Source organism: Streptacidiphilus sp. ASG 303 (genome assembly GCF_020991365.1).
Lineage (GTDB): Bacteria > Actinomycetota > Actinomycetes > Streptomycetales > Streptomycetaceae > Peterkaempfera.
In genome coordinates this window covers 286,130-312,779 of record NZ_JAJLRA010000005.1, presented here as the reverse complement: position 1 = coordinate 312,779, position 26,650 = coordinate 286,130, and the positions used below count along the sequence as shown (strand labels likewise).

20 protein-coding genes, 2 tRNA genes and 1 pseudogene are annotated in these 26,650 nt (G+C 73.3%); 20 read left to right on the top strand and 3 right to left on the bottom strand.

Translation table 11 applies throughout. From position 1 onward, the window contains the following. Positions 1-2 precede the first annotated feature (2 nt). The 3 genes and pseudogenes from LO771_RS10135 to LO771_RS10125 form a co-directional block, all read left to right on the top strand. Positions 3-833, top strand: a pseudogene (locus LO771_RS10135) (replication initiator); the annotation flags it as partial. A 17-nt stretch (positions 834-850) separates the two neighbouring features. Further along, a complete protein-coding gene (locus LO771_RS10130; protein ID WP_230650042.1) occupies positions 851-1,060 on the top strand; it encodes an excisionase family DNA-binding protein in 210 nt (69 codons plus the stop codon). Next, a complete protein-coding gene (locus tag LO771_RS10125) occupies positions 1,060-2,214 on the top strand; it encodes a site-specific integrase (RefSeq protein WP_230650039.1) in 1,155 nt (384 codons plus the stop codon). Before LO771_RS10130 ends, LO771_RS10125 begins: the two co-directional genes overlap by 1 nt. A gap of 66 nt (positions 2,215-2,280) precedes the next feature. Here the strand turns inward: LO771_RS10125 and LO771_RS10120 are convergent. Then, positions 2,281-2,351: transfer RNA gene (locus tag LO771_RS10120), tRNA-Gly, on the bottom strand. 174 nt (positions 2,352-2,525) lie between these two features. Here LO771_RS10120 and LO771_RS10115 point away from each other — a divergent pair. The 5 genes from LO771_RS10115 (at position 2,526) to clpX (ending at position 7,558) form a co-directional block, all read left to right on the top strand. After that, positions 2,526-2,599, top strand: a tRNA-Pro gene (locus LO771_RS10115). 338 nt (positions 2,600-2,937) lie between these two features. Then, entirely contained in the window at positions 2,938-4,341 is a 1,404-nt protein-coding gene (gene tig / locus LO771_RS10110) for a trigger factor (RefSeq protein WP_230650036.1), read from the top strand. 326 nt (positions 4,342-4,667) lie between these two features. Beyond that, the gene (locus tag LO771_RS10105) at positions 4,668-5,273 is read left to right on the top strand and encodes an ATP-dependent Clp protease proteolytic subunit (RefSeq protein WP_230650271.1); all 606 of its coding nucleotides are present in this window, start codon (positions 4,668-4,670) and stop codon (positions 5,271-5,273) included. A 68-nt stretch (positions 5,274-5,341) separates the two neighbouring features. After that, complete coding sequence (locus LO771_RS10100) at positions 5,342-5,998, top strand: ATP-dependent Clp protease proteolytic subunit (RefSeq protein ID WP_304944785.1); 657 nt, start codon at positions 5,342-5,344, stop codon at positions 5,996-5,998. A gap of 273 nt (positions 5,999-6,271) precedes the next feature. Then, positions 6,272-7,558 (top strand): ATP-dependent Clp protease ATP-binding subunit ClpX, encoded by a 1,287-nt coding sequence (gene clpX, locus LO771_RS10095; protein ID WP_230650033.1) that lies wholly within the window; start codon positions 6,272-6,274, stop codon positions 7,556-7,558. A 125-nt stretch (positions 7,559-7,683) separates the two neighbouring features. Here clpX and LO771_RS10090 read toward each other — a convergent pair whose 3' ends face one another. Both LO771_RS10090 and LO771_RS10085 read right to left on the bottom strand, forming a co-directional pair. Beyond that, on the bottom strand, positions 7,684-8,622 hold the full coding sequence (locus LO771_RS10090; RefSeq protein WP_230650030.1) for a hypothetical protein: 939 nt from the start codon (positions 8,620-8,622) through the stop codon (positions 7,684-7,686). A 171-nt stretch (positions 8,623-8,793) separates the two neighbouring features. Further along, positions 8,794-9,729, bottom strand: coding sequence for a hypothetical protein (locus LO771_RS10085; RefSeq protein WP_230650027.1), 936 nt, complete (start codon positions 9,727-9,729; stop codon positions 8,794-8,796). 179 nt (positions 9,730-9,908) lie between these two features. Here LO771_RS10085 and LO771_RS10080 point away from each other — a divergent pair, with 179 nt between their 5' ends. The 12 genes from LO771_RS10080 to LO771_RS10025 all read left to right on the top strand — a co-directional run bounded on the left by LO771_RS10080 (position 9,909) and on the right by LO771_RS10025 (position 26,622). Further along, positions 9,909-12,545 (top strand): valine--tRNA ligase, encoded by a 2,637-nt coding sequence (locus LO771_RS10080; protein ID WP_230650265.1) that lies wholly within the window; start codon positions 9,909-9,911, stop codon positions 12,543-12,545. A gap of 198 nt (positions 12,546-12,743) precedes the next feature. Then, complete coding sequence (locus LO771_RS10075) at positions 12,744-14,141, top strand: folylpolyglutamate synthase/dihydrofolate synthase family protein (protein ID WP_230650024.1); 1,398 nt, start codon at positions 12,744-12,746, stop codon at positions 14,139-14,141. Positions 14,142-14,169: 28 nt separating this feature from the next. Then, entirely contained in the window at positions 14,170-14,505 is a 336-nt protein-coding gene (locus tag LO771_RS10070) for a DUF4233 domain-containing protein (RefSeq protein ID WP_230650021.1), read from the top strand. A 139-nt stretch (positions 14,506-14,644) separates the two neighbouring features. Then, entirely contained in the window at positions 14,645-15,058 is a 414-nt protein-coding gene (gene ndk / locus LO771_RS10065; RefSeq protein WP_230650018.1) for a nucleoside-diphosphate kinase, read from the top strand. Between the two features lie 477 nt (positions 15,059-15,535). Then, the gene (locus tag LO771_RS10060) at positions 15,536-16,561 is read left to right on the top strand and encodes a rod shape-determining protein (protein WP_230650262.1); all 1,026 of its coding nucleotides are present in this window, start codon (positions 15,536-15,538) and stop codon (positions 16,559-16,561) included. 109 nt (positions 16,562-16,670) lie between these two features. Continuing rightward, positions 16,671-17,594, top strand: a complete 924-nt coding sequence (gene mreC, locus LO771_RS10055; protein ID WP_230650016.1) for a rod shape-determining protein MreC — start codon at positions 16,671-16,673, stop codon at positions 17,592-17,594. 2 nt (positions 17,595-17,596) lie between these two features. Further along, positions 17,597-18,238, top strand: a complete 642-nt coding sequence (gene mreD, locus LO771_RS10050; protein WP_230650014.1) for a rod shape-determining protein MreD — start codon at positions 17,597-17,599, stop codon at positions 18,236-18,238. A gap of 103 nt (positions 18,239-18,341) precedes the next feature. Then, entirely contained in the window at positions 18,342-20,648 is a 2,307-nt protein-coding gene (gene mrdA, locus LO771_RS10045) for a penicillin-binding protein 2 (RefSeq protein WP_230650012.1), read from the top strand. Beyond that, positions 20,645-21,847, top strand: coding sequence for a rod shape-determining protein RodA (gene rodA / locus LO771_RS10040; RefSeq protein WP_230650009.1), 1,203 nt, complete (start codon positions 20,645-20,647; stop codon positions 21,845-21,847). Before mrdA ends, rodA begins: the two co-directional genes overlap by 4 nt. A 57-nt stretch (positions 21,848-21,904) precedes the next feature. Then, a complete protein-coding gene (locus LO771_RS10035) occupies positions 21,905-23,503 on the top strand; it encodes a CYTH and CHAD domain-containing protein (RefSeq protein ID WP_230650005.1) in 1,599 nt (532 codons plus the stop codon). A 141-nt stretch (positions 23,504-23,644) separates the two neighbouring features. Continuing rightward, entirely contained in the window at positions 23,645-25,576 is a 1,932-nt protein-coding gene (locus tag LO771_RS10030) for a TIGR03960 family B12-binding radical SAM protein (protein ID WP_230650002.1), read from the top strand. A 245-nt stretch (positions 25,577-25,821) separates the two neighbouring features. Beyond that, the gene (locus LO771_RS10025) at positions 25,822-26,622 is read left to right on the top strand and encodes a TIGR03936 family radical SAM-associated protein (RefSeq protein ID WP_230650259.1); all 801 of its coding nucleotides are present in this window, start codon (positions 25,822-25,824) and stop codon (positions 26,620-26,622) included. The last annotated feature ends 28 nt before the right edge of the window (positions 26,623-26,650 follow it).

Here is a 26,650-nt window from a genome sequence, read left to right as displayed (position 1 = left end):
GGCAGCGGTTCACCATCTACCTGCGCCGCGAGATCGGCGCCGCCGCCGGCCTGTCCCAACGGGCCTTCGCCGACGCGGCCCGGCTGTCGTTCGCGAAGGTCGCCGAGTACCAGCGCCGGGGCGCCGTCCACTTCCATGCCGTGATCCGCCTGGACGGCCCCGGCGGGCCCGCCGACCCCGCCCCGCCCTGGGCCACCGTGGAACTGCTGGACGCCGCGATCCGGGCCGCCGCCGCCCGCGTCGCCGTGCCCGTCCCGGCCTCCGGACCGCACCCGGCCCGGTCGCTGGCCTGGGGCGAGCAGGTCGACGTGCAGCCCATCACGTCCGGTCTGGACGGGGAGCTGACCGAGCAGGCCGTCTCCGCCTACGTGGCCAAGTACGCCACCAAGGCCGCCGAGGCGACCGAGACCGTCGACCGCCGCATCGGCGAGCGCTCGGAGCTGGACCGGCTCACCCTGCCGCCGCACACCCGCCGCCTGATCGACGCCTGCTGGGACCTGGACCCGCACTACCCCGACCGGCTGTTGGCCCACTGGTCTCACATGCTCGGCTTCCGCGGCCACTTCTCCACCAAGTCCCGCCGCTACTCCACCACCCTCGGCGCCCTGCGCCAGGTCCGCGCCGACTACCGCGCCCGCCAGGAGCACCGGGAGGCCGGACTCGCCGGTGACGGCGACGACCCGCCGGAGGGCTCCACGCTCGTGCTGGCCCACTGGCGCTTCGCCGGGGTCGGCCACACCCCCGGGGAGTCGCTGATCGCCGCCCAGATCGCCCGTGACAGGAAGACCAACCGCGACACCGCGAGAGAGGAGCTGCCCCACGTGCTGGCCTGAGAGGAGGAGGACGCCGCATGGATCGCCTGCTGACCGTCGCCGAGGCCGCCGAACGCCTCGGCACCACCGAGCGCTTCCCGCGCCGCCTGATCGAGGAGCGCCGGATCACCTTCGTCAGGGTCGGCCGCCACGTCCGCATCCCCGAAGCGGCCCTCGCCGACTTCGTCGCAGCCCACACCGTCCACCCGGCCGGGCGTCGTACGACTCGTCTGGCGGTGGCGTCCTGATGGCGGGGAAGCGTGTCTTCGGCCGGGTGCGCAAGCTGCCCTCCGGGCGCTACCAGGCCCGGTACCCGGGGCCCGACGGCGTCGACCGCCCGGCCCCGCGCACCTTCGGGACCAAGCGGGAGGCGGACGACTGGCTGGCCGAGAAGCAGACGGAGCTCCGCCGCGGCGACTGGTCGGACCCGGACGCGGGGAAGGCGGCCTTCGGGGACTTCGCCCGGGCGTGGATCGCGGAGCGCGGACTGAGCCACAGGACGGTCGAGCTGTACGAGTCGCTGCTGCGCCTGCACCTCGCCCCGACCTTCGGCACGGTCGCGGTCGCCGACGTGACCCCCGCCGGCGTCCGGGCCTGGCGGGCGGCCCGACTCGCCGAAGGGGTCGGCCCCTCGACCGTCGCCAAGGCGTACGCGCTGATGCGCGCCGTGTTCGCCACGGCGGTGGAGGACCGGTTGATCCGTCGGAATCCCTGCCAGATCAAGGGCGGCAGCAAGGAGAGCACCCCGGAGCGCCCGATCGCGACGGTGGGGGAGGTGTTCGCCGTCGCCGACGCCGTGCAGGAGTGGTACCGGGCCCTGGTCCTCCTCGCAGCCTTCCTGGGGCTGCGCTGGGGTGAGCTTGTCGCGCTCCGCCGCCGTGACGTCGACCTGGACGGGGGAGCCGTGCGGGTGCGCCAGGCGGTCGCCGAGCTGAGGAACGGCCAGCGGATCCACAAGCAGCCCAAGAGCGATGCGGGCGTGCGCACGGTGGGGCTCCCGGAGGTCATCGCCGCCGACCTCCGGCGCCACCTCGAACGCTTCGCCGAACCGGGCCCCGACGGGCGGGTGTTCGTGGGCGCGAAGGGCACCACGCCGCGCCGGAACCACTTCAACCGGCTCTGGCACGCGGCCTGCGCCCGGGCGGGCGTCTCGGGGCTGCGCTTCCACGACCTGCGGCACACCGGGAACACCCTGGCGGCCTCCACCGGCGCCAGCACCAAGGAGCTGATGGCGCGGATGGGCCACAGCACCGCCAGAGCGGCGCTGATCTACCAGCACGCCACCGCCGAGCGGGAGCGCCTGATCGCCCAGTCGGTGAGCGACCTGGTGACCCGCGCCCGCACCTCCGGCGGCCGGCCTCTCCCCGCGCCGGACGGGCACGGCACGGGCACGCCGGGCTGACCGGCCCGGTACGCGACAGGGCCCCGGGTCGGCTGGCATGCCGCTGACCTGGGGCCCTGCTGTCGGAGCGGGCGACGGGAATCGAACCCGCGTAGCCAGTTTGGAAGACTGGGGCTCTACCATTGAGCTACGCCCGCACGTGCACACCCGGGTGCGCACAGGCGCCCCGCGGCCGGTGCCGACCCGGGGCGGGCCCAGCCTACCCGGTCGGGTCGGGCGATTGCACGCGGCCCGCGCGCGGCCGTCCGGGCGGCATCCCGTTAATCCTGCGGAACGGCCCAGGTGAGCCTGTACGCTACGTGTCGTTGCGACGGGGTGTGGCGCAGGTTGGTAGCGCGTCCGCTTTGGGAGCGGAAGGTCGTCGGTTCAAATCCGGTCACCCCGACAGCGAGTGAGGGCCCCCGTCCGTCCCCGGGCGGGGGCCCTCGTGCGTCCGTTCCGGCGACCGCCGGAGCCGTCCGCCCTCGCCGCGGGCTCCGCCCTGCTCACGCGGTCCGCTGTCCCCGTCCATCCTGCTTTGTGGTACCGGTAGGATGGACCGCTGGAGACCGCTCGTGTGGCATGCTCACCGTTCGGCCGTCCGAGGGCGAGGAGCACGCTCACCGTCCATCCTGCGGGAGATGCCGCTCCATGTGGCCCATCACCCGTCTCGCCGGCCGCCCAGCCCCCACCAGGCCCCGCCCGGCGGACAAACCGACCGCAAAGCCCCAAGGAGACCCAACCGTGAAGAGCGCCGTGGAGACTCTGAACCCGACCCGGGTTCGACTCACCGTCGAGGTGCCCTTCGAGGAGCTCAAGCCCAGCCTCGACGCGGCGTACAAGAAGATCAACCAGCAGGTCACGGTTCCGGGTTTCCGCAAGGGCAAGATCCCGGCTCGCGTCATCGACCAGCGCTTCGGCCGTGCCGCGGTGCTGGAGGAGGCCGTCAACGACGCCCTTCCGCGCTTCTACACGCAGGCCGTCGACGAGGGCAAGATCGAGGTCCTCGGCCAGCCCGAGATCACCGACATCGCCGGTGTGGAGAACCTCGGTGACGGCGGCGACCTGAAGTTCACCGCCGAGGTGGACATCCGCCCGGAGATCACCCTCCCCGAGTTCGGCGAGATCGAGGTCACCGTCGACCCGGTCGAGGTCACCGACGAGGACGTCGAGAAGTCGCTGGAGCAGCTCCGCGAGCGCTTCTCCTCCGTCAAGGCCGTCGAGCGCGCCGCCGCCGCGGGCGACGTCGTGGTCGTCGACCTGGAGGCCAAGGTCGACGGCGAGGTGCCGGAGGACGGCACCGCCACCGCCGTGTCGTACGAGATCGGCTCCGGCCGCCTGCTCGACGGCATCGACGACGCCGTGATCGGCGTGGAGGCCGGCGGCACCGCCACCTTCACCACCGAGCTCAAGGGCGGCACCCAGGCCGGCAAGGAGGCCGAGGTCACGGTCACCGTCACCGCCGTCCAGGAGAAGGAGCTCCCCGAGCTCGACGACGAGTTCGCCCAGCTGGCGAGCGAGTTCGACACCCTCGAGGAGCTGCGCGAGGACTCGCGCAAGCGCCTGGCCCGCATGAAGGAGTTCGACCAGGCCACCCAGGCCCAGGAGCGTGTCCTGGACGCCCTCCTGGAGAAGGTCGAGATGCCCTTCCCGGAGAAGCTGCTCGCGGACGAGATCGAGACCCGCAAGCACAACCTGGAGCACCACCAGCTGGCGCAGATGGGCCTCGACCTCGACACCTGGCTGAAGACCCAGGACAAGTCGCTCGAGGACTTCGAGAAGGAGACCGAGGAGCAGGCGAAGAAGGGCATCAAGACCCAGTTCGTCCTGGACCAGATCGCCTCGAACGAGGAGCTCTCCGTCAGCCAGGAGGAGCTCACCGAGCACCTCGTCCGCCGCGCCGCCGGCTCCGGCCTCACCCCGGACCAGTTCGCGCAGCAGGTCGTCCAGGGCGGCCAGGTGCCGCTGCTGGTCGGCGAGGTCGTCCGCGGCAAGGCGCTGGCGCTGGTCGTCGAGGCCGCCAAGGTCGTCGACACCGAGGGCAACGTCGTCGACTTCGAGGACGACGAGGAGGAGACCGAGGCCGCCGTCGAGGCGGTCGAGGCCGCCGAGGGCAAGGCCGACGCCCAGTCCGGCGACGAGGCCTGAGCCTCCCCCCTCCGCTGAACCGCCCGGCAGGCCCGGGTACGGCACCCCGCGTGCCGTACCCGGGCCTGCCGCGCGTTCGGCGCCCGTGGTGGGGGCCCCGTCGCCGGGCCCGCGCCGGCCCGGCCCGGGCGGCCCGTCACAGCCTGTGCAGCCTGCGCTCACAGCGAACAGCTCTGTGTGGGGGATGGCCGGGCCCTGGCCGCGCGTTAGGGTCCATGAGAAGGAACAATCAGCACAGCAGACGCGCGACGGCCGGGCGGCCGGCCGTCCGATTCAACTGAGCAGGTGGCTACGTGACGACTCCCCAGATCGCGACCCCGGGCCTCATGGCGCCCCGCGCCGCCGGTGACATCCCCGGCGTCGGCCTCGGCGACCAGGTGTACAACCGTCTGCTCGGCGAGCGCATCATCTTCCTCGGCCAGGCGGTCGACGACGACATCGCCAACAAGATCACCGCCCAGCTTCTGCTCCTTGCCGCCGACCCGGAAAAGGACATCTACCTCTACATCAACAGTCCGGGCGGCTCGGTCACCGCAGGCATGGCGATCTACGACACCATGCAGTACATCAAGAACGACGTGGTGACCATCGCCATGGGCCTGGCGGCCTCCATGGGCCAGTTCCTGCTGACGGCCGGCGCCAAGGGCAAGCGGTTCGCGCTCCCCAACGCCGAGATCCTGATGCACCAGCCCTCGGCCGGCCTCGGCGGCTCGGCGACCGACATCCGGATCCAGGCCGAGCAGCTGATCCGCACCAAGCACCGGATGGCCGAGCTCATCGCCTTCCACTCCGGCCAGTCGCTGGAGCAGATCACCAAGGACTCCGACCGCGACCGCTGGTTCTCCGCGGAGGCGGCGAAGGACTACGGCCTCATCGACGAGGTCATGCACCACGCCGCGGACGTCCCCGGCGGCGGTGGCACGGGCGCCTGAGCCGCCCGGCAGCCGTTCCCCCAGAGAGTCCGCCAGCGACAGTCCGCACACACGGAGGCCCAGAAACCATGAACATCCCCAGCCTGATGGGCGAGGCCCAGGAGCGCCTGCGCGCCGAGGGCCGGTACATCGTCCCCCGCTTCGTCGAGCGCACCTCCCAGGGCATCCGGGAGTACGACCCGTACGCCAAGCTCTTCGAGGAGCGGGTGATCTTCCTCGGCTCCCAGATCGACGACGTGTCGGCCAACGACATCATGGCCCAGCTGCTCTGCCTGGAGTCGATGGACCCGGACCGCGACATCTCGGTGTACATCAACAGCCCCGGCGGCTCGTTCACCGCGCTGACCGCGATCTACGACACCATGCAGTTCGTGAAGCCGGACATCTCGACCGTCTGCATGGGCCAGGCCGCCTCCGCCGCCGCCGTCCTGCTGGCGGCCGGCACCCCCGGCAAGCGCATGGCGCTCCCCAACGCCCGCGTGCTGATCCACCAGCCCTACACCGAGACCGGCCGCGGCCAGGTCTCCGACCTGGAGATCCAGGCCAAGGAGATCCTCCGGATGCGCGAGCAGCTGGAGACCCTGCTGGCCAAGCACTCCAAGAAGGAGATCGAGCAGATCCGCGAGGACATCGAGCGGGACAAGATCCTCACGGCCGAGGAGACCCTGGAGTACGGGCTCGTCGACCAGATCATCTCCACCCGCAAGAGCTCGCTGCTCGACTGACCGGATGCGCTGCCGCGAGGCCGCGGCCCACCCCCCGTCTTCCGGGCGGGGGCCGCGGCCTGGCACCATCTGACAGCAGGGCGGTGCTCGTGCACACGCCCGGTGGCACCCGCCGTTCCCCTCCGACCCCCCGGCCCCCTCGGTCACGGATTCGCCCAGGGCGTACGGCCAAGCTGCCGAAGTCGGCCGATCGGCGGGCCCGACGGAGTACCGTCGGATACCAAGCACCAGGCTCCGACCCCCACGGGGCCTTTGGCGAAGGGGAAGCACCTCGTGGCACGCATCGGAGACGGTGGCGACCTGCTCAAGTGCTCGTTCTGCGGCAAATCACAGAAGCAGGTGAAGAAGCTCATCGCCGGTCCCGGCGTGTACATCTGCGACGAGTGCATCGACCTCTGCAACGAGATCATCGAGGAGGAGCTCGCCGAGACCTCCGAGGTGCGTTTCGAGGAACTGCCGAAGCCGCGCGAGATCTACGAGTTCCTGGACCAGTACGTCGTCGGCCAGGACATCGCGAAGAAGGCGCTCTCGGTCGCCGTCTACAACCACTACAAGCGGGTGCAGGCGGGCGAGAACGGCCGCTCCGGCGGCGGCCGGGACGACGGCATCGAGCTGGCCAAGTCCAACATCCTGCTGCTGGGCCCCACGGGCTCCGGCAAGACGCTGCTGGCGCAGACCCTCGCCCGGATGCTCAACGTGCCGTTCGCCATCGCGGACGCCACCGCGCTCACCGAGGCGGGCTACGTCGGCGAGGACGTCGAGAACATCCTGCTCAAGCTGATCCAGGCGGCCGACTACGACGTCAAGAAGGCCGAGACCGGGATCATCTACATCGACGAGATCGACAAGGTCGCCCGCAAGAGCGAGAACCCGTCGATCACCCGCGACGTCTCCGGCGAGGGCGTGCAGCAGGCCCTGCTGAAGATCCTGGAGGGCACCACCGCCTCGGTGCCCCCGCAGGGCGGCCGCAAGCACCCGCACCAGGAGTTCATCCAGATCGACACCACGAACGTGCTGTTCATCGTGGGCGGCGCCTTCGCGGGCCTGGAGCGGATCATCGAGGGCCGGGCCGGCAAGAAGGGCATCGGCTTCGGCGCGACCATCCGCTCCAAGCACGAGATCGACTCCAGCGACCTGTTCCGCGAGGTCATGCCGGAGGACCTGGTGAAGTTCGGGATGATCCCCGAGTTCATCGGCCGCCTCCCGGTCATCACCTCGGTGCACAACCTGGACCGCGAGGCCCTGCTGCAGATCCTCACCGAGCCGAAGAACGCCCTGGTCAAGCAGTACCGGAGGCTCTTCGAGCTGGACGGCGTGGAGCTGGAGTTCTCCCTCGACGCGCTGGAGGCCATCGCCGACCAGGCGATCATGCGCGGCACCGGCGCCCGCGGCCTCCGCGCGATCATGGAGGAGGTGCTGATGTCGGTGATGTACGAGGTGCCGTCCCGCAAGGACGTGGCCCGCGTCGTCGTCACCGGCGACGTCGTCTCCAAGCACGCCATCCCGACGCTGGTCCCGCGCGACATGATCAAGCGCGAGCGGCGCGAGAAGAGCGCCTGACCGGCATCCGCCCCGGCGGACGCACGACGGCGGACGCACGACGGCGGACGCACGACGACGAGGGCCCCGCACCGGATCCGTCCGGTGCGGGGCCCTCGTCTGTGCGGTCGAGGCCGCGGCGGAGGCTACCGGGGGATCTCGACGGCCAGCCGCATCGCACGGGCGTCGGTCGCGACCGCACCGAGGTCGATCCGGTGCCGGCGGCCGGTGTCCAGGTAGAACCCCAGGACGCTGTCGTCCGCCCAGGCGCAGACGGCGAGGACGGCCCGCTCCCGGAGGCTCACCGGAGCGCACCGCATGGCGCCGCCGAGCGGACCCGGCTCCTGGTCCTCCCACCGTCCGAGGGTCGGGCGGGGCCCGCCGGCCTTTCCACCCCCCACCAGCCGCGACCACCGGTCGTCGTCCAGCGCCCGGTCGAGGACCGTGTCCGGGGCCATCGGCACCCGGCTGCGGAAGGAGGCGCCCGAGAGGGCCGCCGTCCGCCCGTCCGCACCGCCCTGCTGGTACGCGGCGACCACGGGGGCGAAGACCCCGAGCTGCTCGGCGGCTCTCCCGAGACCGCCGGCCTCCTTCTCCCCGCCTTCGCGCATGCTGCGGACCATGCCGCTGTCCTCGGGCAGCCGGGCCATGTCCTGGAACGAGGACACCGGCACCAGCTGGTGCGTGGCGTCCCCGTGGAGGTGGCCGCGGACGAATCCCTCGGCCCACGGCCCGAACCCGCTCAACGCCCCGGCCGCGAAGCCCGCCACCAGGCCGAGCGTGAGGAAGAGGCCCCGGCGGGCCTTCGGCGGCTCCGGGACGAGGACGTTGAACGGCCGGGGCTGCTGCGCGGCCGCCGCGTCCTGGGAGCGGGCCGTGGCCTCCGCCGCGGCGCGCGCCGCGGCCGCCTGGGCCGCGGCAGCCAGCGCGGCGGCTTCGGAAGCCGCGCGGGCCGCCTCCCTGGCGGCGGCCTGGGCGTCCCGGGCGCCCTGCGCACCCCCGGATGCCGGCTGCTCCGTCCGCACCGGGCCGCCGTCCTCCGCCCGCTCGCGGGCCTCCCCGGACGGTGCCTGTCCTGCGCCCACCACGCGCTCCCTCCCCGGACCTGCGCCCGGTGTGCTCGACGTGCGCACATCAGAGCGGGTGCGGGGCCGCCGCGTCAAAGAGGTTCCGCCGCAGTGCCCGGACGCAGTGCCAGGGCGCAACGCCAGGAGCCCCGCCGCCCGGTCGGGCGGCGGGGCTCCGGACGGCCGGGCTCACTTCGGCTGCACGACGCCGTCGCGGATGGTGCGGGTCTGCTGCGCGGCCTGCTCCGGGTCCACGGGCTGCGCCTGGGCATCGGGGGAGGTGGGCACGGTGGTGAAGAGGACCGAGGCCAGGGTGGCGTGGTCCACCCAGTAGCAGGTGGTCATCGGCCCCTTGGAGGTCTGGAGCTCCCCGCAGCGCAGCACGGCGCCGCCGTCGTGCGGGTCCTTGGCGGGGAAGTCCCGCATCGGCTGGGCGTAGCGGGCCTTCCGCTGCGCCGCCGCGGCCTCGTACTGGGCGCCCGCGGCCTTCGGGTCGGCGATCTTCCCGTACGCGCCGAACACCGTCAGCAGCGAGCGCGGCGTGCCACCCACATAGGTGGCGACCACGCCGGTCATCTCCTTGCCGACGCCGGCGGTCTGGGTGTCGTCCGCCGCCTGCTCCTTGTGCGTGTTCAGCGCGTAGCCGCCCGGCAGGGTGGCCGGGGTGGCGATCCGGTACCGCCCCGCCATGGCCGCGCCCTCGTCCCCGCCGCCGCCGCGGGTCGCCACGAACGCTGCCACGCCGCCGAGCACCAGCACGCCGGCGACGATCCCGATCACCAGCCCCCTGCGGCTCCGCCGCCCGCCGGCCGGGGCCGGCGGCGGGTAGCCGCCGGGGGCGCCGTACGGCTGCTGCTGCGGGTAGCCGGGCTGCTGGGGATAGCCGGGCTGCGGTGCGCCGTACGGCTGCTGCGGCTGCCCGTACCCCTGCGGGGGCTGCCCGTACGAGGGCGGTGCGGCGGGCGCGCCGTACGGCGGCTGCTGCCCGTACCCCTGCGGGGCGGGCGGCTGCCCGTAGGGCTGCTGCGGGGGAGGGGGCGGCGGGTAGCCGCCGGGGGCGCCGTAGGGCTGCTGCGGGGGCTGCTGCCCCGGGGTCTGCGGATACTGCTGGCCCTGCCCGTACATGCGGTGCCTCCCCCGGCCGCCCGGGGCGGCGCTTCGTCTCGTCGGCGTGTCGTCTCGTCGGGCGGCACGCTATCCCAACGCCGCCGCCCGCGTCGCCCGGCGACCTGGGGCGTAGGCACCCCCGTCCGGCGGTGCGTCACCGGTCCCCCGGCTTCCGTAGACTGTCCGTCGTGACCGACATGACGAACCAGCGCCCCGAGGCCGACCAGGCCGGGGACCACAGCGCCGCCGCCACCCTGCCGACCCAGTACGCACCGGCCGAGGTAGAGGGGAAGCTGTACGAGCGCTGGGTGGCCGCGGGTTACTTCGAGGCGGACGCGAAGAGCGACAAGCCCCCGTACACCGTCGTCATCCCGCCGCCGAACGTCACCGGTTCGCTCCACCTCGGCCACGCCTTCGAGCACACGATCATCGACTCCCTCACCCGCCGCAAGCGGATGCAGGGCTACGAGACGCTGTGGCAGCCCGGCATGGACCACGCGGGCATCGCCACCCAGAACGTGGTGGAGCGCGAGCTCGCCAAGGAGGGCAAGTCCCGCCACGACCTCGGCCGCGAGGCGTTCGTCGAGCGGGTCTGGCAGTGGAAGGCGGAGTCCGGCGGCCAGATCTCCGGTCAGATGCGGCGCCTCGGCGACGGCGTGGACTGGTCCCGTGAGCGCTTCACGATGGACGAGGGCCTCTCGCAGGCCGTCCAGACCATCTTCAAGAAGCTCTTCGACGACGGCCTGATCTACCGCGCCGAGCGCATCATCAACTGGTGCCCCCGCTGCCTGACCGCCATCTCCGACATCGAGGTGGAGTACCAGGACGACGAGGGCGAGCTGGTCTCCATCCGCTACGGCGACGGCGACGACGCCATCGTGGTGGCCACCACCCGCGCCGAGACCATGCTCGGCGACACCGCCGTGGCGGTGCACCCCGACGACGAGCGCTACGCCCACCTCGTCGGCCGGGAGATCGAGCTGCCGCTGACCGGCCGCCGGATCCCGGTCGTGGCCGACGCCCACGTCGACCCGGAGTTCGGCACCGGCGCGGTCAAGGTCACCCCGGCCCACGACCCCAACGACTTCGAGATCGGCCGGCGGCACGACCTGCCGTCGATCGCGGTCCTCGACGAGCGCGGCGTCATCACCGTCCACGGCCCCTTTCAGGGCCTGGACCGCTTCGAGGCCCGGTCGGCCATCGTCGGCGCGCTGCGCGCCGAGGGCCGGATCGTCGCCGAGAAGCGCCCCTACCTGCACTCGGTGGGGCACTGCTCGCGCTGCAAGACCACCATCGAGCCGCGGCTCTCCCTGCAGTGGTGGGTCAAGGTCGGCCCGCTGGCGCAGGCGGCCGGCGACGCGGTGCGCGACGGCCGCGTGGCGATCCACCCCAAGGAGATGGAGCCCCGCTACTTCGGCTGGGTCGACAACCTCCACGACTGGTGCATCTCGCGCCAGCTGTGGTGGGGCCACCGCATCCCGGTCTGGTACGGGCCGGACGGCGAGGTCGTCTGCGTCGGTCCCGACGAGGAGCCGCCGAGCGGCGAGGGCTGGACGCAGGACACCGACGTCCTCGACACCTGGTTCTCCTCCGGCCTGTGGCCGTTCTCCACGCTCGGCTGGCCGGAGCGGACCCCCTCGCTGGAGAAGTTCTACCCGACCTCCGTCCTGGTCACCGGCTACGACATCCTGTTCTTCTGGGTCGCCCGGATGATGATGTTCGGCCTCTACGCGATGGACGGCACCCCGCCGTTCCACACCATCGCCCTGCACGGCATGGTCCGCGACCAGTTCGGCAAGAAGATGTCGAAGTCCTTCGGCAACGCGGTCAACCCGCTGGACTGGATGGACGCCTACGGCTCCGACGCGGTGCGCTTCACCCTGGCCCGCGGCGCCAACCCGGGCACCGACGTGCCGATCGGCGAGGACTGGGTGCAGGGGTCCCGCAACTTCTGCAACAAGCTCTGGAACGCCACCCGGTTCGCGCTGATGAACGGCGCCACCGTGGCGGGCCCGCTGCCCGAGGCGGCGGACCTCTCCGCGGCGGACCGCTGGATCCTCTCCCGCCTCAACGCCACCGTGGCCGAGGTCGACGCCCTCTACGACGACTACCAGTTCGCCAAGCTCTCCGACGCGCTCTTCCACTTCGCGTGGGACGAGGTCTTCGACTGGTACGTCGAGCTGTCCAAGACCACGCTCGCCGCCGGCGGCCCCGCGGCCGACGCCTCGCGCCGGGTGCTGGGCGAGGTGCTGGACGTGACGCTGCGCCTGCTCCACCCCGTGGTGCCGTTCGTCACCGAGGCGCTGTGGACGGCGCTCACCGGCCGCGAGTCCGTGGTCGTCGCCGAGTGGCCCGCCGACAGCGGCTTCCGCGACGCGGCCGCCGAGGCGGAGATCACCACGCTCCAGCAGGTGGTCACCGAGGTCCGCCGGTTCCGCGCCGACCAGGGCCTCAAGCCGGGCCAGCGCGTCCCGGCCCGCCTGGACCTGGCCGGCACCCCGCTCGCCGCGCACGAGGAGGCCATCCGCTCCCTGCTGCGCCTGCAGCCGGCCGGCGACGGCTTCACCGCCACCGCCTCCCTGCCGGTCGCCGGCGCCACGGTGGCGCTGGACCTCTCCGGCGCCATCGACGTGGCGGCGGAGCGCAAGCGCCTGCAGAAGGACCTCGCGGTCGCCGAGAAGGAGCTGGCGCAGACCACCGCCAAGCTCGGCAACGAGGGCTTCATGGCCAAGGCGCCCGAGCAGGTCGTGGCGAAGATCCGGACCCGGCAGGCCACCGCCGAGGCCGACATCGCCCGGATCACGGCGCAGCTGGCGGCCCTGCCGCAGGCCTGACCCGCACCGCCGGGCGCGCGCACCGCACCGCCACCGCACCGCCACCACACCGCGGGCCGCCCCTCCCGGGCCCGTACGACCGGACCGCCGGCCGTACGGGCCGCCGGGCGGGCGGCCCGCGGCGCTGCTGCGGTCCCACGGCGGCCTCGCGGCGGTCCCGCGGCGCCCGGCGGTCCCGCGGCTCCGTAGACTGGGTGCGTGAGCGACAAGACCAGCAGGAACCCGGACCGATCCGCCGCCGACGAGGCCCTCGCCGGCCTCCGCGAGGTGGAGGCCGAGCTGCTGGCCCGCTGGCCGGAGAACAAGCTGGAGCCGTCGCTCACCCGCATCGCCCGGCTCATGGACATCCTGGGCCAGCCGCAGCGCTCCTACCCGGCGATCCACATCACCGGCACCAACGGCAAGACCTCCACCGCCCGCATGGTGGAGCAGCTGCTGCGCGCCTTCGACCTGCGCACCGGCCGCTACACCAGCCCCCACGTGGAGTCGGTCACCGAGCGGATCAGCCTGGACGGCGAGCCCATCACGCCCGAGCGGTTCGTGGAGACCTACCGGGACATCGAGCCCTACATCGGCATGGTCGACCAGGAGCTGCCCGTCCCGATGTCCTTCTTCGAGGTGCTGACCGCCATGGGGTACGCGGCGTTCGCCGACGCCCCGGTGGACGTGGCCGTGGTCGAGGTCGGCATGGGCGGCTCCTGGGACGCCACGAACGTCATCGACGCCGCCGTGGCCGTGATCACCCCGATCTCGCTGGACCACACCGACAAGCTGGGCACCACGCCCGGCGAGATCGCGGTGGAGAAGTCCGGGATCATCAAGAAGGGCGCCCTGGCGGTCGTCGCCCAGCAGCAGCTGGACGCCGCCGAGACGATCCTCCGCCGTGCGGTGGAGGTGGACGCGACCGTGGCCCGCGAGGGCATGGAGTTCGGCGTGCTCCACCGCGACCTGGCGGTCGGCGGCCAGCTGGTGACCCTGCGGGGCCTGGGCGGCCACACCTACGAGGACGTCTTCCTGCCGCTGCACGGCGTCCACCAGGCGCAGAACGCGGCGCTGGCGCTGGCGGCCGTCGAGGCGTTCTTCGGCGTCGGCGGCGCGAACGGCGAGTCGCTGGACGACGACAAGGTGCGGCAGGCCTTCGCCGGCACCACCTCGCCGGGCCGCCTGGAGGTCGTCCGGCGCAGTCCCACCGTGCTGCTGGACGCCGCCCACAACCCGGCCGGGGCCAGGGCCACGGCGGAGGCGATCAGCGAGTCCTTCGGCTTCACCCGCCTGGTGGGCGTGGTCGGCACCAGCGCCGACAAGGACGTCCGGGGCGTGCTGGAGGCGTTCGAGCCGATCCTCGCCGAGGTCGTCGTCACCCGGAACTCCACCCAGCGCGCCATGGAGGCCGACGAGCTGGCGTCCCTCGCCGTCGAGGTGTTCGGCGCCGACCGGGTGCAGGTCGAGCCGCGCCTGGACGACGCCATCGACGCCGCCGTCGCCCTCGCCGAGGAGGAGGGCGACCTGGGCGGCGCGGGCGTCCTGGTGACCGGTTCGGTCATCACCGTCGGCGAGGCCCGGATCCTCCTCGGACGGAACCGGCGCGGGAACTGAGACGCGGGAACGAGAGAGGCCGTCACCCATGCGCACCCTGTGCTCCTCCACCCTCATCGGCGAGGCGCTGGTGATCATGTTCGCCGCGCTGGTCGCCATGCAGCTCTCCGACGTGCCGCACGGCACCCTGTGGGCGGTCAGCGGCACCGCGATGGCGCTCTGCGTGCTGCTCTGCGGCATGGTGACCCGGCCGGGCGGCGTCGCCCTGGGCTGGGCGCTGCAGATCGGGCTGGTCGCCGCCGGCGCCGTCGTCCCGATCATGTACGGGCTGGGCGCCGTCTTCGCCGCGCTGTGGTGGTGCTCGGTGCACTACGGCCGGCGGATCGACGCCCTCAAGGCCGCCCGGGCGGCGGCGCAGGTCTGACCGCCGGGTAACCTCCTCGCGAGACCTTCCCCCACACGCAGTACCGCCCGTACCGCAGTACCGCCCGTACACGCACCGTCCTGCGCGCATCCGCATCCGCGCGCCGGCGCCCGTCCACCGACCTCCCTGGAGCCGCCCCGTGTCGCAGCGCACCCTCGTCCTGCTCAAGCCCGACTGTGTCCGCCGCGGTCTGATCGGTGAGATCACCAGCCGCATCGAGCGCAAGGCGGACTGGACCGTCACGGCCCTGGAGCTGCGCACCTTCGACCGGGCCGTGCTGGAGCAGCACTACGCGGAGCACGTGGGCCGCCCGTTCTACGAGCCGCTGCTGGAGTTCATGGCGTCCGGCCCCTCCGTGGCCATGATCGTCGAGGGTGAGCGCGTCATCGAGGGCGTCCGCGCGCTGGCCGGCGCCACCGACCCCATCGCGGCGGGCCCCGGCACCATCCGCGGCGACTACGCGACGATCACCCGCGAGAACCTGATCCACGCCTCGGACTCCGAGGCCTCCGCCGAGCGCGAGATCAAGATCTTCTTCCCGGCGCACGCCTGATCCCCGGGATCCTCACCGGATCTGCACCGGCGCCCCGTCCGGTGCGGATCCGGCGCTCCCCGGCCCCGGCGCCCGCCCCGCACCCCCCGCCCCCGCCCTCTCCTCCCGCCCCCGGGTCCGCAGCGGTCCGCGGGGGCGCACCGGCACGCCCCCGCCGCGGCCCCCGCGGCGGCCCACCTGCCGGAACGCCCGCCCCAACCCCCACCGCAGCCTCCGCCGGGACGTCCGCCGGACCGGGAACCCCGGGCACCGACACGGCGTCCCAATCCCGGGAGAACACGCCCCGCGCAACGAGAATGGGTGCACGGTGTGCGTGGGCGTCCCCGGAGCGGGCGTGGCTACGATGGGGGACGGCTCACGGGCTGCCCGCCCGGTGCGGCGAAGCCGGTGACTCAGCACGTCGGCACGGCTGGCCGTCCTCTCCAGCCACCCCCACCCTCGAGTTCGGGAAGGCCCCCTGATCCCATGGCGAACAACATGTCGTTCATCGGCCGTGACATGGCTGTCGACCTCGGCACCGCCAACACGCTGGTGTACGTCAGGGGCCGGGGCATCGTCCTCAACGAGCCATCCGTGGTGGCGGTGAACACCAACACCGGGGGCATCCTCGCGGTGGGCGCCGAGGCCAAGAAGATGATCGGGCGCACCCCCGGCAACATCGTGGCCATCCGGCCGCTGAAGGACGGCGTCATCGCCGACTTCGAGATCACCGAGCGGATGCTGCGGTACTTCATCCTGAAGATCCACCGCCGCCGCTACCTGGCCCGCCCCCGCGTCGTGGTCTGCGTCCCCAGCGGCATCACCGGTGTGGAGCGGCGCGCCGTCATCGAGGCGTCCTCGCAGGCCGGCGCGCGCCAGGTGCACATCATCGAGGAGCCGATGGCCGCCGCGATCGGCGCCGGCCTGCCGGTCCACGAGGCCACCGGCAACATGGTCGTCGACATCGGCGGCGGCACCACCGAGGTCGCCGTGATCTCGCTCGGCGGCATCGTCACCGCGCAGTCCATCCGGGTCGCCGGCGACGAGCTGGACAACGCCATCGTCCAGCACATCAAGAAGGAGTACTCGCTCCTGCTGGGCGAGCGCAGCGCCGAGCAGATCAAGATGTCCATCGGCTCCGCCTACGGCAGCGAGCTGGAGAAGGACGAGCACGCCGAGATCCGCGGCCGCGACCTGGTCAGCGGTCTCCCCAAGACCGTGGTGATCTCCGCCGCCGAGGTCCGCGAGGCCATCGACGAGCCGGTGAACTCGATCATCGACGCGGTGAAGACCACCCTCGACCAGTGCCCGCCCGAGCTGGCCGGCGACATCATGGACCGCGGCATCGTGCTCACCGGCGGCGGCGCCCTGCTGCGCGGTCTGGACGAGCGTCTGCGCCGCGAGACCGGCATGCCGATCCACATCGCGGAGAACCCGCTGGACTCCGTCGCGCTGGGCTCCGGCAAGTGCGTCGAGGAGTTCGAGGCGCTCCAGCAGGTCCTGGACTCGCAGCCGCGCCGCTAGCCGCACCACCGGTCCCGCCAGAACCGGCGGCCGCCACGGCCGGGCCCCTCCGAGGGCCCGGCCGGCGCCCCGGGCCGACCCCGAGAGACGAAGGGCTCGTCCGAGCACCGTGAGGGACACACGAGAGAGCCGGCTGCTGCTCATCCTGCTGGTGGCCATCGCCTTCGCCCTGATCACCGTCGACATCCGGGGCGGCGACGAATCGCCGCTGAACGGTGCCCGCGACGCCGCCTCGACCGTGCTCGGCCCGGTCGAGAAGGGCGTCGCGTCCGCCGTCAACCCGGTCGCCGACGGCATCCGGGCGGTCCGCGACGCGGGCTCCCACCAGGACCGCATCCGGCGGCTGGAGCGGCAGAACGCGGTGCTCAAGCAGCGCCTGGCCTCCTCCGACATGGCCGGCAGCCGCGTGCGGCAGCTGGACGCCCTGCTGAAGACCGCCGGCTCCGGCCAGTACGCCATCAAGGCCGCGCAGGTCATCGCCATAGGAGCGGCCCAGGGCTTCTCCTGGACCATCACCATCGACGCCGGCAGCGACGACGGCATCACCCGCGACATGACCGTCATCAACGGCGACGGCCTGGTCGGCCGGGTCACCACCGTCGGCCACACCACCGCCACCGTCCTCCTCGCCTCCGACCCCGACTTCACCGTCGGCACCCGGATGGAGGGCGGCGACGAGATCGGCTTCGCCACCGGCCAGGGCACCCGCCCCATGAAGGTGCAGCTGCTCAACGGCCGCGCCCAGGTGAAGCGCGGCGACCGCCTGGTCACCTTCGGCTCCGAGAAGGGCCGCCCGTTCGTTCCGGGCGTCCCCGTCGGCACCGTCGCCTACGTGGAGCCCACCCCGGGCGAGCTCACCAAGACCGTCCTGGTGCAGCCCTTCGTCTCCTTCACCAAACTGGACCTGGTGGGCGTCGTCGTGGAGAAGCCGCGCACCGACCCGCGCGACACGGTGCTGCCGCCCCGGCCCAGGCCGGCCGCCAAGCCCGCCGCCACCCCCAAGCCCGTCTCCACCACGACGAAGAAGGGCTGACGATGCGTCCCAAGCGCGTACTGCTCTCCGCCGCGCTGATCGTCGTGGCGCTGGTCGTCCAGGTCAGCGTCCTGGCCCGGCTCCAGCTCCCCGGCGCCGTGCCCGACCTGCTGCTCCTGGTGGTCCTCGCCCTCGGCCTGGTCTACGGGCCCACCGGAGGCTGCATCACCGGCTTCGCCGCCGGGCTGCTCGCCGACGTCGCCCCGCCGTCCGACCACGCGGTCGGCCGCTACGCCCTGGTGCTCTGCCTCCTCGGGTACGCCGCCGGCCTCGCCCGCCCGGAGAGCGGCCGCCTGCGGTCGGTCACCGGCCCGCTGGCCGCCGTCGCGGTCGCCGCGATCGCCTCCACCCTGCTGTACGCGGCCGTGGGCGCCCTGGTCGGCGACACCGCCGCCCGCCACGTCGGCCTGCTCGGCCTGGTGCTCACCGCCCTGCTCTACGACGTGCTGCTGGCGCCCTTCGTGGTGCCCGGCGTGATGGCGCTGGCCCGCCGCACCGACCCCGACCCGATGGTCGCCGCCGGCGGCGGGGGCTCGCTGCTGGGCACGGTCTCCCACTACGCCCGCGCCGCCTCGTACGGCAAGAAGGCCGCCTCGTACGGCAAGAGGAAGAACCGCTCGCCCGGTCTCGTCAAGCGCCCGTGAGCACCGCAGCAGCCCCCGGGGCGGCGCGCCCGCACCGCCCCGGCACCCGCCGGACCCGCCGCACCGACCGCACCACCCCCGCAGCACGGACAGGAGCGCCCGCGTGACCAACATCCCGGAGACCGGCCGCACCCGGCGGGTGACGATCCGTCTGGTGGTGCTCCAGGTCCTCGTGCTGTCCCTGCTGGCCACCCTCGGCGGCCGCCTGTGGTACCTGCAGATCCGCAACGGCCAGGAGTACACGGCCGCCGCCTCGCAGAACCACATCCGCGAGGTCGTGGAGCCCGCCGTGCGCGGCGAGATCCTCGACGCCTCCGGCCGGGTGCTGGCGGGCAACACCACCAAGCTCGTCGTCTCCGTCAGCCGCACCTCGCTGCTCCAGCAGAAGGACGGCGGCAAGGGCGTGCTCACCCGGCTCGCCGGAGTGCTCGGCATGTCCGAGAAGGACGTCCACGACAAGGTGCGGCTCTGCAACGCCACCACCCCGCAGCCCTGCTGGAACGGCTCCCCGTACCAGCCCATCCCGGTGACCACGGACGCCACCACGCAGCAGGCCATGCAGATAATGGAACGCCGCGAGGACTTCCCCGGGGTCACCGCCCAGCCCACCGCGCTGCGCCAGTACCCGGCCCCGTCCGGCGCCAACGCCGCCCAGGTCCTCGGCTACCTCTCGCCGGTCACCGACGAGGAGGTCAAGCGGACCGAGCACAGGACCGGCCGTGAGAAGTACCAGCCCGCCGACCAGATCGGCCGGGCCGGCCTGGAGTCCGTCTACGACGACGACCTGCGCGGCACCAGCGGCGTCAACCGGCTGGAGGTCGACAACCTCGGCCGCGTCATCGGCAGCGCCGGCACCACCCCGGCCGTCTCCGGCAACAACCTGGTGACCAGCATCGACGCCCGGGTCCAGGCCCTGGTGGAGAAGCAGCTGCTGGACGCCATGGCGGCCGCCCGCAAGGTCTACGACACCAACACCCACAGCTACTACAAGGCCGACTCGGGCGCCGCGATCGTCATGGACGTCCACACCGGCCGCGTCGTCGCCATGGCCAGCGCCCCCAACTACGACCCCAACCTGTGGGTCGGCGGCATCTCGGCGAAGGACTACAAGGCGCTGACCGAGAAGAAGTCCAACTACCCGCTGCTCAACCGCGCCATCCAGGGCCTGTCGGCGCCCGGCTCGACCTTCAAGGTCGTCTCCACCTCCGCCGCCGTGCAGGCCGGGTACTCCCTCGACGGGCGCTACCTGTGCTCGCCCGCGATGACCATCGGCGGCCGCGTGTTCAAGAACTTCGAGGGCGAGAGCTTCGGCCCCATCTCCCTGGAGAAGGCGCTGGAGGTCTCCTGCGACACCGTCTTCTACGGCCTCGCCTACGACCAGTGGCTCAAGGACGGCGGCACCAAGCCGAAGAAGAAGCCCGCCGACTGGTTCTACCGGACCGCCCACCAGTTCGGCCTCGGCGCCCGGACCGGCATCGACCTGCCCAGCGAGGTCCCGGGCCGCGTCCCGGACCGCAAGTGGAAGCAGGACTACTACGACGCCAACCACGACGCCTGGTGCGCCCTGAAGGACAGCCCCAAGACCGACCTGGCGACCCAGATCGCCAAGGAGAACTGCATCGACGGCTACGTCATGCGCGCCGGTGACTCGGTCAACTACTCCATCGGGCAGGGCGACACCCTCGTCACCCCCATCCAGATGGCCCGCATCTACTCCGCGCTCGCCAACGGCGGCACCCTCTACCGGCCGGCCGTCGCCAAGGCCGTCGTCGGGCCCGACGGCAAGCTGGTCCGCGACATCAAGCCCGTCGTCGACGGCCGCCTGCCCGACGACCGGCGGACCCTGCAGTACATCAACCAGGCCACCGCCGGCGTCGTCACCGAGGGCACCGCCGCCTGGAAGTTCACCAGCGCGGGCTGGCCGCAGGACAAGATCCAGCTGCACGCGAAGACCGGCACCGCCGAGGTCGCCGGCAAGCAGACCACCTCCTGGCTGGACACCTACAGCAAGGACTACGCCGTCGTCATGACGATCTCCCAGGGCGGCACCGGCTCCGGCGGCTCGGGTGACGCCATCCGCAAGATCTACGAGGGCCTGTACGGCGTCAAGGACGGCAAGGTCGACCCGAAGCTGGCCCTGCTGCCCAAGCCGCAGTCCTCGCTGCCGAGGTTCAACCCCGACGGCAGCGCCGTCGTGAGGACGGACTCCGCCGGCTCCCCCGACCCCGCCGCGGGCACCGGGGCCCCCGGCCCCGCCGCCGATCCGGGCGCCGTCGTGCAGGCCGCCCTCACCGCCCCCGTGGCCCCCCCGGCCGGCACCGGCCTGCCGGCCGGGCAGGCCGCCGCCCTGCCCCCGGTCCGCCACGACCCGTGGGCCGACCCCCGCCGGCTCCACCGGAGGCCCGCATGAGCAGCCTGTCCTCCTCCTACCGCACCGTGCGGCTCGCCCCGCGGCGCAGCTCCCTCCAGCGGCTCCTGGACCGCGACTCGCCGCTGCGCCGCATGGACTGGGTGCTGCTGCTGTGCGCCCTCGGCCTCTCCGTCGGCAGCTCGCTGCTGGTCTGGTCGGCCACCCGCAACCGCACCGACCTCAACCACGGCGACCCGCAGTACTTCCTGCTGCGCCACCTGGCGAACACCCTCATCGGCCTCGTGCTCTTCGCCGTCGTCATCGGCATAGGGCACCGCCGGCTGCGGACCGCCGTGCCGTTCCTCTACGTCTTCTCGCTGCTGGTGCTGCTCTCGGTGCTGACGCCGCTCGGCGCCACCATCAACGGCAACCGCAACTGGATCGTGCTGGGCGGCGGCTTCTCCATCCAGCCGTCGGAGTTCGCCAAGGTCGCCATCGTGCTCGGCATGGCGGTGCTGCTCTCCGCCCGCGTCGACGCCGGCGAGCGCGAGACCCCGGACCACCGCACCGTCCTGCAGGCCCTGGCGCTGGCCGCCGTGCCCATGGGGATCATCATGCTGATGCCCGACCTGGGCTCGGTCATGGTGATGGTGGTCATCGTGCTCGGCGTGCTGCTCGCCTCCGGCGCCCCCAACCGTTGGGTGCTGGGCCTGATCTCGGCCGGGGTCGCGGGCGCGCTCGCGGTCTGGCGCTTCAAGCTCCTCAGCCAGTACCAGATCGACCGCTTCGCCGCCTTCGCCAACCCGGCCCTCGACCCGGCCGGCGTCGGCTACAACACCAACCAGGCCAGGATCGCCATCGGCTCCGGCGGCCTCGTCGGCAAGGGCCTCTTCCACGGGACCCAGACCACCGGCCAGTTCGTGCCGGAGCAGCAGACCGACTTCATCTTCACCGTGGCGGGGGAGGAGCTCGGCTTCCTCGGCGCGGGGCTGATCCTGCTGCTGCTCGGTGTGATCATGTGGCGGGCCTGCCGCATCGCCCGCCAGGCCACCGACCTGTACGGGACCGTGGTCGCGGCCGGCGTCGTCGCCTGGTTCGCCTTCCAGGCCTTCGAGAACATCGGCATGACCCTCGGCATCATGCCGGTGGCCGGCCTGCCGCTGCCGTTCGTCAGCTACGGCGGGTCGTCGATGTTCGCCGTCTGGACGGGGGTCGGCCTCCTCCAGTCGGTCCGGATGCAGCGGCCCGTCTCGGTCTGACCCGCATCGGCGGCCCTCCGGACGCCTGCCCCGCCCCCGGCGGGGCAGGCGTCCGGTATGACGGAGACGGTGCGGGAGACGGAGCGGAAGTACGAGGCGCGCGGCGCCGGGCCCGCGCTGCCCCCGCTGGACGGCGTCCCCGGCGTCGCCCGGGTCGCCGACGGCGGCACCGCCACCCTGGACGCCCTGTACTACGACACCCCGGACCTGCGCCTCGCCGCGCACGGCACCACCCTGCGCCGCCGCACCGGCGGCGCCGACCCCGGCTGGCACCTCAAACTCCCCCTCGCCCCCCACGTGCAGGGCAACCGCGACACCCGGGAGGAGGTCCGCCTGCCGCTCGCGGCGGGCGACGCCGTCCCGCCGGACGCCCCGCCCGAGGTGCCGCCCGAGGTGCCGCCCGAGCTCGCCGCCCTGGTGCGGGCCCGCACCGGGGACCGCCCCCTGCGGCCGGCGGCCCGCCTGGTGACCGTCCGCCACCTGCACCTGCTGCTGGACGCCGAGGGCCGCACCCTCGCGGAGGTCGCCCGCGACCGGGTCGCCGCCCACCGCCTCACCGCCGACGCCCCCGAGGCCGCCGTCACCCAGTGGTCCGAGGTCGAGGTCGAGCTCGGACCCCTGGGTGACGGCGGCACCGCCCTCCTCGACGCCGTCGAGCAGCGCCTCGCCGCCGCCGGGCTCCGCCGCAGCGCCGCCGCCTCCAAGCTCGCCCGCGCCCTCGGCCCCGACCTCCCCGCCGCCCCGGCGCCCCCGCCGCTCCGCACGGGCCGCACCACCGCCGCCGACGCCGTCCTCGCCCACCTCGCCGGGCACACCGAGCGGCTCACCGCCCTGGACGCCGCCGTCCGCCGCGACCTGCCCGACTCCGTCCACCGCATGCGGATCGCGGCCCGGCGGCTGCGCAGCGCCCTGAAGACCTTCCCCGGCGTCCTGGACCCCGCCGCCACCGGCCCCCTCGCCGACGAGCTGCGGTGGCTCGGCGCCGAACTCGGCGCCGACCGCGACCGCGAGGTCCTCGACGCCCGCCTCCACGGCCGCGTCGCCGCCCTCCCCGCACCGCTGGTCGTCGGCCCCGTACCGGCCCGGCTGGAGCTCTGGTCGGTACGCCGCGCCGCCGACACCCGGCCCCGCGTCCTCGCCGCCCTCGACAGCCCCCGCTGCGCCGCCCTGTACGACGCGCTGGAGGCCCTGCTCGCCGACCCGCCGACCGGCCCCGACGCCGGCCGCCCCGCCGCCCGGGTGCTGCCCGCCGCGCTGCGCCATGACTGGCGGCGGCTGGCGAAGCGGGTCGGGCCCGCGCTCGACGCGCCGCCCGGCCCCGGCCGCGACCGGCTGCTCCACGAGGCGCGCAAGGCGGCCAAGCGCGCCCGCTACGCCGCCGAGGCCGCCCAGCCGGTGCTGGGGAGGCCCGCGAAGCGGTTCCGGGACAGGATGAAGGAGCTCCAGGAGCTCCTGGGCGAGCACCAGGACGCGGTGGTGGCCCGGACCGTCCTGCGGGAGCTGGCCGCGGCGGCCGACGCCGCCGGCGAGCCCTCCTTCACCTGGGGCGTCCTCCACCAGGCCGAGCAGGACGCCGCCGACGCCGCCGAGCGGCGGCTGCCCCGCGCCTGGCGGCGCGCCTCCCGGCCGGGCCTGCGCCGCCGCCTCTCCCGCTGAGCGCCGCCCGGCCGCGCCGTCCCGCCGGGCCTCCCCGGACTCGGGACGCCCCCGGGCGCCGCCCGCTCACGGCACGGCGGGGTCCGCGGCCGCGTTACCCTTGGGGGTCACCCCGCCCACGTCACGAAAGACCTGTGCCTGATGCCTGTCGAGTCGGTCTTCCCGCGCCTGGAGGCCCTCCTCCCGCACGTCCAGAAGCCGATCCAGTACGTCGGCGGCGAGCTCAACTCGACCGTCAAGGACTGGGACGCCTGTGACGTGCGCTGGGCCCTGATGTACCCCGACGCCTACGAGGTCGGCCTGCCCAACCAGGGCGTCATGATCCTGTACGAGGTGCTCAACGAGCGCGAGGGCGTGCTCGCCGAGCGCACCTACAGCGTCTGGCCCGACCTGGAAGCGCTGATGCGCGAGCACGGCGTGCCGCAGTTCACCGTGGACGCCCACCGGCCGGTGAAGGCGTTCGACGTCTTCGGCCTGAGCTTCTCCACCGAGCTCGGCTACACCAACATGCTCGCCGCCCTCGAACTCGCGGGCATCCCGCTGGAGGCCAAGGACCGCACGGTCGACGACCCGATCGTGGTCGCCGGCGGCCACGCCGCCTTCAACCCCGAGCCGATCGCCGACTTCCTGGACTGCGCCGTCGTCGGCGACGGCGAGCAGGCCGTCCTCGACATCACGGAGATCGTCCGCGCCTGGAAGGCCGAGGGGCGCCCCGGCGGCCGCGACGAGCTGCTGCTGCGCCTCGCGCGCACCGGCGGCGTGTACGTGCCGAGGTTCTACGACGTCGAGTACCTGCCGGACGGCCGCATCGGCCGCGTCGTGCCCAACACACCCGGCGTGCCGTGGCGGGTCTCCAAGCACACCGTCATGGACCTCGACGAGTGGCCCTACCCCAAGCAGCCGCTGGTGCCGCTCGCCGAGACGGTCCACGAGCGGATGTCGGTGGAGATCTTCCGCGGCTGCACCCGCGGCTGCCGCTTCTGCCAGGCCGGCATGATCACGCGCCCCGTGCGGGAGCGGAGCATCACCGGCATCGGCGAGATGGTCGAGAAGGGCCTCAAGGCCACCGGCTTCGAGGAGGTCGGCCTGCTGTCGCTCTCCTCCGCCGACCACACCGAGATCGGCGACATCGCCAAGGGCCTCGCCGACCGGTACACCGAGGACAAGGTCGGCCTGTCGCTGCCCTCGACCCGCGTCGACGCCTTCAACATCGACCTGGCCAACGAGCTCACCCGCAACGGCCGCCGGTCGGGCCTCACCTTCGCCCCCGAGGGCGGCAGCGAGCGCATCCGCAAGGTGATCAACAAGATGGTGTCGGAGGAGGACCTCATCCGCACCGTCGCCACCGCCTACGGCAACGGCTGGCGCCAGGTGAAGCTGTACTTCATGTGCGGCCTGCCCACCGAGACCGACGAGGACGTCCTGCAGATCGCCGAGATGGCGAAGAACGTCATCGCCAAGGGCCGCGAGGTCACCGGGCAGAACGACATCCGCTGCACCGTCTCCATCGGCGGCTTCGTGCCCAAGCCGCACACGCCCTTCCAGTGGGCGCCGCAGCTCGGCGTCGAGGAGACCGACGCGCGGCTCGCCAAGCTGCGCGACGCCATCCGCAGCGACCGCAAGTACGGCAAGAACATCGGCTTCCGCTACCACGACGGCAAGCCCGGCATCGTCGAGGGCCTGCTCTCGCGCGGCGACCGCCGCATCGGCGCCGTCATCCGCGCCGTCTACGAGGACGGCGGCCGCTTCGACGGCTGGCGCGAGCACTTCTCGTACGACCGCTGGATGGACTGCGCCGACAAGGCCCTGGCGGGCTCCGGCGTCGACGTCGACTGGTACACCACCCGCGAGCGCTCCTACGAGGAGGTCCTGCCCTGGGACCACCTGGACTCCGGCCTGGACAAGGACTGGCTCTGGGAGGACTGGCAGGACGCGCTGGAGGAGGTCGAGGTCGACGACTGCCGCTGGACCCCGTGCTTCGACTGCGGCGTGTGCCCCCAGATGCAGACCGAGATCCAGATCGGCCCGACCGGGAAGAAGCTCCTGCCGCTGACCGTGGTCAACCAGGGCTGACCCCCGGCGACCCCCTCGGAGGGCCCGGCCCCGCACGGCGGGGCCGGGCCCTCCGGCCGCCCGGCGGGGCGCGCCCGGCGGCCCCGGACGCCCTGTCGGCCGCCCGGGGCCGCGGCAGGGCCGTCCCGCCGCGTACCCTTGGTGGTGCAAGGGTTCCGGTCCGCGAGGGCCGGACACGGCCACTCACGAGGGACTGAACGACACTGGCACGCCGCATGCCCGAAGGCCCGCCCCCCGCTCCGGCGGTGCAGCGCATCCGGCTGCGCTACACCAAGCGCGGACGCCTCCGGTTCACCAGCCACCGCGACTTCCAGCGGGCCTTCGAGCGGGCGCTGCGGCGCTCCGCGGTCCCCATGGCCTACTCGGCGGGCTTCACCCCCCACCCGAAGGTCTCGTACGCCAACGCCGCACCCACCGGCGTCGCCAGCGAGGCCGAGTACCTGGAGATCGCCCTCACCGAGGAGCGCGACCCCGAGCGGCTGCGCGCGCAGCTCGACGCGTCGCTCCCGCCCGGCCTGGACGTCGTCGACGCGGTCGAGGTCCGCACGCCGAACCTCGCCGACCGGCTGCAGGCCTCCGTCTGGCGGATCAGGCTGGACGGCGTCTCCCCGGAGGAGGCTGAGAGGGCCGCCGCGGCGTTCCTCGCCGCGGAGTCCGTGGAGGTGGAGCGGCTCACCAAGAACGGGGTCCGCGTCTTCGACACGCGCGGCGCCGTGGCCTCCCTGGAGGTGTCCGACGGGCGGTCCGGGGACGGCGCCCGCGGGGGTGCCGAGGGTGGTGCCGATGTTCGGCCGGGCCGGGCCTGTGCGATACTGCGGCTGGTAGTGCGGCACGCCACACCCGCCGTACGACCTGACGACGTCCTGTCCGGTCTCCGTGCGACGGCCGACCTGGCGCCGCCGGTCCCCGCAGAGGTGACCAGGCTGGCGCAGGGGCCGCTCGACGAGGAGTCCGGCACGGTGACCGACCCGCTGGCGGCCGACCGCGCCGCAGCCTCGGCCGTCCCACCCGCGACCGCCGGGCCGCGCGCCACCGCGACCGCCTAGCGCCGGCCCCGCCGCTCAGCCGAGTGCG